General features: G+C 37.9%; 9 protein-coding genes and 1 tRNA gene. 7 read left to right on the top strand and 3 right to left on the bottom strand.

The genetic code is table 11. The annotated features are described in order from the left end of the window. Positions 1–117: 117 nt before the first annotated feature. Complete coding sequence (locus tag Q1553_RS01190; protein WP_300691240.1) at positions 118–1314, bottom strand: hypothetical protein; 1197 nt, start codon at positions 1312–1314, stop codon at positions 118–120. Between the two features lie 124 nt (positions 1315–1438). After that, positions 1439–1514: transfer RNA gene (locus Q1553_RS01185), tRNA-Glu, on the bottom strand. Between the two features lie 82 nt (positions 1515–1596). Here Q1553_RS01185 and Q1553_RS01180 point away from each other — a divergent pair. The 4 genes from Q1553_RS01180 to Q1553_RS01165 are packed head-to-tail and all read left to right on the top strand — an operon-like array spanning position 1597 to position 5267. After that, positions 1597–2709, top strand: a complete 1113-nt coding sequence (locus Q1553_RS01180; protein WP_300668551.1) for an epoxyqueuosine reductase QueH — start codon at positions 1597–1599, stop codon at positions 2707–2709. 56 nt (positions 2710–2765) lie between these two features. Further along, the gene (locus Q1553_RS01175) at positions 2766–3005 is read left to right on the top strand and encodes a DUF2443 domain-containing protein (RefSeq protein ID WP_115551326.1); all 240 of its coding nucleotides are present in this window, start codon (positions 2766–2768) and stop codon (positions 3003–3005) included. A gap of 48 nt (positions 3006–3053) precedes the next feature. Then, positions 3054–3800: an EI24 domain-containing protein gene (locus tag Q1553_RS01170; protein ID WP_245944208.1), complete on the top strand. Its 747-nt coding sequence runs from the start codon at positions 3054–3056 to the stop codon at positions 3798–3800. Positions 3801–3815: 15 nt separating this feature from the next. Then, on the top strand, positions 3816–5267 hold the full coding sequence (locus tag Q1553_RS01165) for a replicative DNA helicase (protein ID WP_115551458.1): 1452 nt from the start codon (positions 3816–3818) through the stop codon (positions 5265–5267). Positions 5268–5401: 134 nt separating this feature from the next. On the opposite strand, the gene Q1553_RS01160 is transcribed toward Q1553_RS01165, so the two are convergent. Further along, positions 5402–6184: a pyridoxine 5'-phosphate synthase gene (locus Q1553_RS01160; protein ID WP_115551327.1), complete on the bottom strand. Its 783-nt coding sequence runs from the start codon at positions 6182–6184 to the stop codon at positions 5402–5404. Between the two features lie 82 nt (positions 6185–6266). Here Q1553_RS01160 and Q1553_RS01155 point away from each other — a divergent pair, with 82 nt between their 5' ends. From Q1553_RS01155 to hisH, 3 genes are all read left to right on the top strand, one after another. Beyond that, positions 6267–7094 (top strand): 3'-5' exonuclease, encoded by an 828-nt coding sequence (locus tag Q1553_RS01155; protein ID WP_300668553.1) that lies wholly within the window; start codon positions 6267–6269, stop codon positions 7092–7094. Positions 7095–7109: 15 nt separating this feature from the next. Then, positions 7110–8024 carry a PDC sensor domain-containing protein gene (locus Q1553_RS01150; RefSeq protein ID WP_115551329.1) on the top strand — a complete coding sequence of 305 codons (915 nt, stop codon included), beginning with the start codon at positions 7110–7112 and terminating at the stop codon, positions 8022–8024. Position 8025: 1 nt separating this feature from the next. Next, the coding region (gene hisH / locus Q1553_RS01145) for an imidazole glycerol phosphate synthase subunit HisH (protein WP_300842688.1) at positions 8026–8388 on the top strand (363 nt) is incomplete at its 3' end.

Below are 8388 nucleotides of genomic sequence, written 5' to 3'. Positions count from 1 at the left end.
CTTCTGCTTGAGATTGTTTGATTGCTTCCTCTGTGAGTTTGAGGTTGCCATTGGTCTCTAATGTGCCTAGATTATTTGAAACCAATTTGGGATTGATATGTGTTGGGTTATTGATATTCATTTTCCTGCTCCTTGCCGATTTATCCGCCAATCAATTAAAAGTATATTTAATGTTTGTGGGTCGTAATAAACATCTATATCGTTAAGATTCAAAATAGACGAAGTTCCGCCGCTTAAGACCGTGTAAGATTCTTGGATTAAAGTGTTAATGTCATAAGTTATCTGTCCTCCTGTGGAGAAAATTAACTTTTCTTTGGCATTGTAGTTATCCATAAGCTCAAACATTCCCACAACAGGATTATAAAAAAGCTCTTTAGCGTTAATATAGAATCTTGTTTCGTCATTTTCTAAATATCGCATTAAATCAGTTACGCTAAAATACCTCTGATAAGAAGCATCCTTTGAAAATTTAATTGTCTGATTCCCAAAAGTTTTTTGGACTAATTCTTCATCACTTCCATCCTCTGCTTTCCAACCAATTTGATAATCTAACACTTTTTCTATTGCTTGAATATATACCCATTTGTTAAGAGGAATCGGCTTTGTCGTGATAATGCGTTCCGTAGAATAATCAGAATACTTTGTGGTAACAGAAAGCAAACCAGAGGGCAATAGTTGAAAATTAAAATACTGATATTCCCAAGCTGGGTCGCTTTGTTTGTATATTTCGTTTCTGTTAAATAACGAAATGGCTTCAGAGAAATATCCGCCAAGTTTTATCCACATTCCAAAGCTATTAGAATAAGGCATACCCCATTCAGGATATTTATCTGTCGGATTTCTCCCACCATTATAATAAGTCCTTGCATTTACATATTCGCTATAAAGCTCTTGCTTGTCGGGATTCCACTTTTGCACCGCATAGTCTTTTGGGCTATCCAGTCTGCTAGAATCTATGGTAAGGATATTTCCAACTTCTGCGAATGGTTTATCTGTGGTATAAGTTACATACAAAACGACATTACCCGCACTATTTCTAAGTGCTACAAGCGAATCGGTAGAGGAGTTAAAAGGTGGAATCACATCGTTATTATAGGGATAAGTCCCACCTCTTGCGTTCTTAGCCACCTTTGTTTGTTTATTTTGTGGAACTTTTATCACAGATTTTACTTCCTTTGGGAAGTTTTGTAACATTTCCTTCGCTTCTTTGCCACTTAGTGCCTCGCCTATTTGCACTTTGGGTTGTATTTGTGCAAAAATCAATGTGCTAAACGCACTAGAAAATACCAAGCCAACCAACAATTTCTTGAGCATTTGCCCCTCATTAATTCAAGATAGTATTTATTATATCGGATTTATTAAAGAAAAGTTAAGAGAATTTTAACATTTAAGAATGCATTAAGTTGGGATTGCAAGAAATACGAGATTATTTAAAAGTTGGCGACCCTTGGAAGATTTGAACTTCCGTATATGCCGTGAAAGAGCATTATCCTTGGCCACTAGATGAAAGGGTCGCAAGAATTTTAACATATTTCTGATTAACTTGTGTTAGGTTATGCTAAAATTTCGTTTCATTTAGCCCAAAAAAGAGAGAAAATGTCGTCTGTCCCTTATGATTTTAGCAACCAAAACGCAACCCTAGTGCATATTTGTTGCAGCGTAGATAGTCATCACTTCCTAACAAGCCTCCAAAAACTTTACCCCCATAAGCATTTTTGCGGATTCTTTTATAACCCCAATATCCACCCCTATGAAGAGTATCAACTGCGCCTAGAAGATGTCCAACGCAGCTGCAAAATACTTGGGATTCCGCTTATTGTTGGAGAATACGACGACAAAGAATGGCTACAAAATGCCAAAGGCTTAGAAAACGCACCCGAAAAGGGGGAGCGGTGTAGCTTTTGCTTTGACTTTCGCTTAAACAAAACTGCTCAAATTGCCAAAAAAACGCATTGCACAGAATTCACCACTACTCTACTTGCAAGCCCAATGAAACTACAATCTGAACTTTTTGCACAAGGTGAAGTGATTGCTAAAAGTTGGAATCTTGACTTCCTGCCCCTTGATGTGCGAAGCAAAGGGGGCACAAAAGCGCAAAACGAACTTGCAAGAAGTGCAAAGCTCTACCGCCAAAACTACTGCGGCTGCCTTTTTGCCCTCAAAGCCCAGCGAGACAAATCCCAAAAAAACGCGCTAGAGTTGCTCTCGTCCTTAAACGCACCACAAGGAATAAGGAATCTCCCCGCGTTGCGATTCCATAATTTTCAAACGCGAACGAGACTAGAGCAAGCAGACCAACCCTACCAAATCCTTAAACGCAAAGTTTTACACTACCAACTTCTTAAAGGCAAACTGACTTGCCAAAATCAAACAATTCCTAGCTTTATTTGCGATTATTCCCTACTTTCCAAACCCACCAAAGCAAAAGTAGAATTTTGGCATAATGGAATCGGATATGCCAACAAAGAAGGAATTTTGCTACTTTTATTTGAGAGTTTCAAAGATTTATTAAAAATATCAGACTTTTCCACTCTCTTGCGGCAAGGGCTTTGTGAGGAAATTCAGTTGCTTTTGCGCCACAAAATTTATCCCTATGGGTTTTTTACCTCCCCGCTTTTAATCATAGAGCAACCTATTTTTAATGATTTTACACTAGAAATTTCGCATACTATGCAAGAGGAAATCTTGGAGGATTTTCTCCCTTTGTAAAAGTTGCGTAAAAATGCTAAAATTTTGGCTTAAAACTTAGCAAGGAAGGATAAAAAATGTTTGAACGCATTGACGGAATCTTGCGTGAAATTGAGGAAGCACAGGCAGAGATTCAGTTGCTTTTAGGAATCGCAAAAATTTCTTTTGTAGATTACATTATGATTAAACGTGGCTCACAAGATATGCCAGAAGAGCTTGGCGCGTGGAATCTCCAACAAATTGACAACGAAGTCTCGCGTCTCAAAGAGGCAATTGACACACTCAATAAAATCAAAAGAGAAGTTCTCACTTGGTGAATTTTTGGATTCAATTTTTATGATTTATTGCAAAAATTAAGGACAACTATGCAATCAAAAATGCAAGAGCAATTCACCCAAACAAAGCACTATTTCGCGCTTGCCAAAAAGGATATTTTCACGCCTTATTTACTAGGCTTGACTTTCTTACCTTTATTTTTTGCGCTACTTTTTATCGGTGGAATCTTTTATTTCTTTGGCAACACTTGGTATGCCACGCTTTATGATTCTTTGCGCTGGGATTTAAATCTCTCTATTACTTGGCTTGCTTGGATTCAAAGTAGCCTAGATTATATTATCCAAACCACGATTTTTATTTTTTTAGTTTTTTTATTTTTGATATTTTCGCTCTTACTTACATTGACGATTTGTTCTTTTTTAGCACCTTTTGTCGTCCATTTTGTGCGCAATAAACACTATCCTACCTGCCCTTTAGAGGGTAATACAAGCACATTAGTTTCTTTGTTTTCTTTACTTGGAGTTTATCTCTTATATCTTTTGTTTTTAGTGCTTTTATTGCCTCTTTATTTTGTGCCCTTTATAGGTTCATTTGTGATTTTATTGCCAAACTTTTGGCTCTTTTCTAAAACATTGGTTGCAGATGTGGGCGAGGGAATCTTTGAAAAAAAAGAGCTTAAACGCATTAAATTAGAACAAAAAAGTAGAATCCGCAACGTTGTTTTGCCCCTGTATGGCTTAAGTCTAATTCCGATTATTGGATTTTTCGCTCCTGTTTTTGCGCTCACAACCTTAGCACATTTGTTTTTAAATCTCAAAAGCAACGCAACATTTTAAGGAATCAATATGGAAATGCAATTACAAATTGAACGCGCTGTTTTAAGCTCTATTTTATTTGACCCAGAGCAGTTGGATTTTATCGCGGAATCACTTGTAGCAGAAGATTTTTCTTATCCACCACACCAAAATATTTTTTCTGCGATGTTAGAACTTCGCCACACTGAACGCCCTATTGATGAGGAGATTATTCTTGGACTCTCTACCAAAGCACGTCCGATTGCGCAAGAAGAAATGTTAAATATTCTCTCCACAAGCCCTATCAGTGATTTAAAATCTTATGTTCAAGAAATTTTAGAATCCTCTACCAAGCGCAAACTCCATTCCTTTGCTATGAAAATCACTCAAAGCACGGCAGAGAGCGAAACAAGCTCTAAAGAAATTATGGATTATCTCCAAAGTGAGCTTTATAAGATTGGCAATGTGCAACAAATGCGGGAATTTAGGGACTCCAAAGCAATTATTAAAACAACTTTAGAATATGTTACAGAAATGAAAAAACGTGGAAATAACCTGCTCATTGGCGTAGATACAGGCTTTGCAGGTTTAAACAAAATGACAACAGGATTCAACAAAGGGGATTTGGTTATCGTTGCTGCGCGTCCGGCAATGGGAAAGACAACACTTGTATTAAATATGGCACAAAGAGCCTTAGATACAGGGAGGGGGGTAGCATTTTTTAGTCTTGAAATGCCTGCGGAACAATTAATGCTAAGAATGCTCGCTGCTAAAACCTCTATCTCTTTGCAAAACTTGCGCGTTGGAAACTTACAAGAAGAGGAATGGGGAAATCTCACCTATGCGGCAGATGTTATGAGCAAATCTCCTTTGTTTATTGACGACAATAGCTTGCTTACGATTCATCAACTTAGAACCAAACTAAGAAAAATCAAAACCAAACACCCAGAAATCGGACTTGCTGTCATTGATTATTTGCAATTGATGAGTAGTGCTAACAATAAAGATAGGCACCAAGAAGTTAGCGAAATTAGTCGCGGACTCAAAATGATTGCGCGCGAATTAGAGATTCCAATCATTGCGCTTTCACAACTCAATCGTAGCCTAGAGAGCAGGAGCGACCGCCGCCCAATGCTTTCAGACTTGCGCGAATCTGGCTCTATTGAGCAAGACGCAGATATTATTTTGTTTGTGTATCGTGATGCAGTTTATAAACAAAAAGATGAAAAAGAAAAAGAAGAAGCCGCCAAAAAAGAAAACAAAGACTACAAAAGTACTTATATCCCGCGTAATGAAGAGGAAGCAGAAATTATCATCGGCAAGCAACGCAATGGACCAACCGGCACCGTAAAACTAATATTTCATAAGCATTGCACGCGTTTTGTGGATTTGAACAATTCTAATCCAACGCTTGAAATTGTCTATGAGCAAACCTCACAAAACACACAAACACAATTTATGCCACCACAAAACGAAGAAAAAAATCCTATTGATATGCCACAAATCTGACACGACAACGCAAGGGCAAATCCAAAGTATCCGCGTCCTTGCAATGAGGACAAAACATACTAGGAGTTGGGGGGTTAAGAGCTAACTTTGCTAAGCAGAACCCCCTACCCCCTCTGAATAATGGAATCTCAAATCTAACCCTTTATCAACTTCGCCATTTCTTTAATGGCATTTTCAAGTCCGCTAAAAATAGCGCGTGCGATAATGCTTTGTCCGATATTAAGTTCTCCAATCTCAACAATAGATAACACAGGGGCAAGATTAACATAGTTCAATCCGTGTCCTGCGGCAACTTCCAATCCTAACCATTTTGCCTCTTTTGCGGCATTCTGTAAGCTTTCTATGGAATCCCTCAAAGCCACTTTTAACTCCTCTTTTGGCAAGTTTAGGGATTCTATACTATGGTGCGTGCGGGGTAAATTAGAATTTAACATCAAATGCAAATTCGCATAAGCGCCCGTATGAATCTCTATCATTTGCGCACCAACTTCTTTAGAAGCGCAAATTTGGTCTAGTTGCGTATCAATAAAAAGTGAAACTTCTATGCCCTTTCCCCTAAAAGATTGTGTAATTTCCGCGATTCTATCAAAATTTCCTATAACATCTAATCCACCCTCTGTGGTTACTTCTGCGCGATTCTCTGGCACAAGCGTAATGCGGTGTGGTGCGACTTCTAGCAAAAAGTCTATGATTTGCGGATTAATGGAGCATTCCACATTAAGAGGCAAAAAGGAGCTTTCGCGAATGCGTTTAATATCGGAATCGTGCATATGTCTGCGGTCTTCACGCAAATGCAAAGTAATCTGGTCTGCCCCTGCCCTTTTGGCTATAAATACTGCTTCTAGCGGGTCTGGGTCGTTGATTTTCCGCGCCTCACGCAGTGTTGCAATATGGTCAATATTTACTCCAAGTAGCATAATTACCCCTTTATTTTACATATCAATTTGGATTCTAACTAAAATTACTTTAAAATACGCAGTTAAAAACAAAGGAGTGCAAATGATTATTGTATTTGATTGTGAAACGATTTTAGATGTAGATTTAGTTCAAAAAGGCTTTAAAGCAGAATTTGAAAAACGAAATATCAAAATAGAATCCCAAAGTGATTTAGAAATAAGCAAAGCCGCAATGGAGATTCAAAAAGAACTAAGCAACACAGAATTTTTGCCGATTTGTTATCATCAAGTCATCAGTATTGCAGCCGTGTATTGTGATGAGTATGGACGTTTTATCAAGGTGGGCAACTTCAAAAGCATTGGAAATTCCAAAGAAGAACGAGAAAAATCATTGATTACGTCATTTTTAAATTATCTCAACAAACATCAACCAAAACTCGTAAGCTTCAATGGACGAGGATTTGATATGCCAATGTTGCTTTTACGTGCAATGAAATACAAGCTCCAAGCAAATGCGTATTTTGAGGAAAACAACGCACAATTTAATAAAAGCAAATGGGAAAATTATCGCCAAAGATATAGTGAGAGATTCCACACGGATTTATATGATAGCTTGGGAAACTATGGCAGTGCGCGGAATCTCAAACTAGATGCTCTCGCAAATTTAGTTGGCTTTCCGGGTAAATACGACACGAGCGGAGAGCAAGTGTTGCAATTATATTATGAGGGCAAACAAGACAAAATTGATGAATATTGTCAAAGTGATGTTCTAAACACTTATGGACTTTATCTTAATTATGAATTGTTAAAAGGAAATTTAACCTTGGAGGATTATCAAAGTATTTTGGAATCTTGGCAAGCAAAATTACCAAAAGATATGGGTTATTATCCTGTATTTTTTGATACAATTTCGACCCAAATTCAATCTTAAATTTAAGGAATTTTTATGTTATCAAAAGACATTGCACATTTTAGCGAAATGCGCTATGAGATTCGTGCGTATTTATGTTTCTTAATGCAACGCAATATCAAAAATCACTTGCCACATATTGAATTAAATAAAATTGTTGATGGAATCAAAAAGATAGAAAAAGAAGTGGGAATCTTTGAACTCATTTATGTATTAGATTCTAGCGGGAGTTTAGTAATAGACGGAATCTCTAGGGATTCTAACATTGAGTGCAAAAAAGGTGAAAACCATAATGAACGCGCCTACTTTTATCGCGCAGTGAAAGAAAAAAAATGTATCCTAACAGACCCGTATCCCTCTTTAGCAAGCGGTAATCTTGTCATCACAGTTTCCTATCCTCTCTATAATGATAAGGGGGATCTTGCCTATGTCGTCTGTATGGACGTGCGTTTGGAGCGAAGTTTGGAGCTTGTGCGCACCACACCTTTGTTTGGATTTTCTTTTGGAATTGGCAAATGCGTTTATTTCCTAATGGCTTTGTCTCTCTTCCTTGTCTGCTCTTTGCTGCTCATAAAGGGTAGCATTAGTTTATGGGACGCCTTATATCGCTTTGGAAGTTTGGAGATTTTAGATATTAAAGATGTTTTTGAAGCAACGATTCTTATTACTTTAAGTTTGGCTATTTTTGACCTTGTGCGCGCAATCTTTGAAGAGGAAGTTTTGGGGCGTCAGAAGTCGCAAGATTCTAAAGTCGTGCATAAAACAATGACGCGATTCTTGGGTTCTATTGTGATTGCTTTAGCCATTGAATCTTTAATGCTAGTCTTTAAATTCGCAATTACTGCTCCAGAAAAGCTGCTTTATGCTGTTTATCTCATCGTTGCGGTAACCTTTCTGCTTGCAGGGCTAGCATTGTATGTCAGACTTACTGCGAATTTAAAACGAGATTGATATGCTCGGCATTGTAAATTATGGAATTGGAAACCTAGCAAGCGTCCAAAATGCAATCCACAAGGTTGGTAAAAAAGCCCATATCACGCAAGACCCGCAAAATCTCAAAAACTACAATTCTCTTATTTTGCCCGGTGTTGGAGCATTTGGCGACGCAATGCAACACCTAGCACGCAATGGAATGCAAGAAGCAGTGCTAGAGTTTGCCAAAAGCGGCAAGCCTCTACTTGGAATCTGCCTAGGAATGCAATTATTGTTTCAAAAAAGTTATGAGTTTGGCGAACATTTGGGCTTAGGATTGATAGAGGGGGAAGTGGTGAAATTTGAAAAAAGCTCCTTAACTCCAACGCAAAAGATTCCACAT

Origin of the sequence: Helicobacter sp. UBA3407 (assembly GCF_949747025.1) — a bacterium.
GTDB lineage: Bacteria > Campylobacterota > Campylobacteria > Campylobacterales > Helicobacteraceae > Helicobacter_D > Helicobacter_D ganmani.
The sequence above is the reverse complement of the archived record's forward strand: the minus strand, read 5'-3'. Positions and strand labels throughout refer to the sequence as shown.

Excerpts from the sequence above, each read along its gene's own strand:
- Q1553_RS01170 (WP_245944208.1), top strand. The coding sequence starts at position 3,054 with ATGCAATCAAAAATGCAAGAGCAATTCACCCAAACAAAGCACTATTTC.
- Q1553_RS01155 (WP_300668553.1), top strand. The coding sequence starts at position 6,267 with ATGATTATTGTATTTGATTGTGAAACGATTTTAGATGTAGATTTAGTT.
- Q1553_RS01190 (WP_300691240.1), bottom strand. The coding sequence starts at position 1,314 with ATGCTCAAGAAATTGTTGGTTGGCTTGGTATTTTCTAGTGCGTTTAGC.
- Q1553_RS01160 (WP_115551327.1), bottom strand. The coding sequence starts at position 6,184 with ATGCTACTTGGAGTAAATATTGACCATATTGCAACACTGCGTGAGGCG.
- Q1553_RS01150 (WP_115551329.1), top strand. The coding sequence starts at position 7,110 with ATGTTATCAAAAGACATTGCACATTTTAGCGAAATGCGCTATGAGATT.
- Q1553_RS01180 (WP_300668551.1), top strand. The coding sequence starts at position 1,597 with ATGTCGTCTGTCCCTTATGATTTTAGCAACCAAAACGCAACCCTAGTG.
- Q1553_RS01175 (WP_115551326.1), top strand. The coding sequence starts at position 2,766 with ATGTTTGAACGCATTGACGGAATCTTGCGTGAAATTGAGGAAGCACAG.
- Q1553_RS01165 (WP_115551458.1), top strand. The coding sequence starts at position 3,816 with ATGCAATTACAAATTGAACGCGCTGTTTTAAGCTCTATTTTATTTGAC.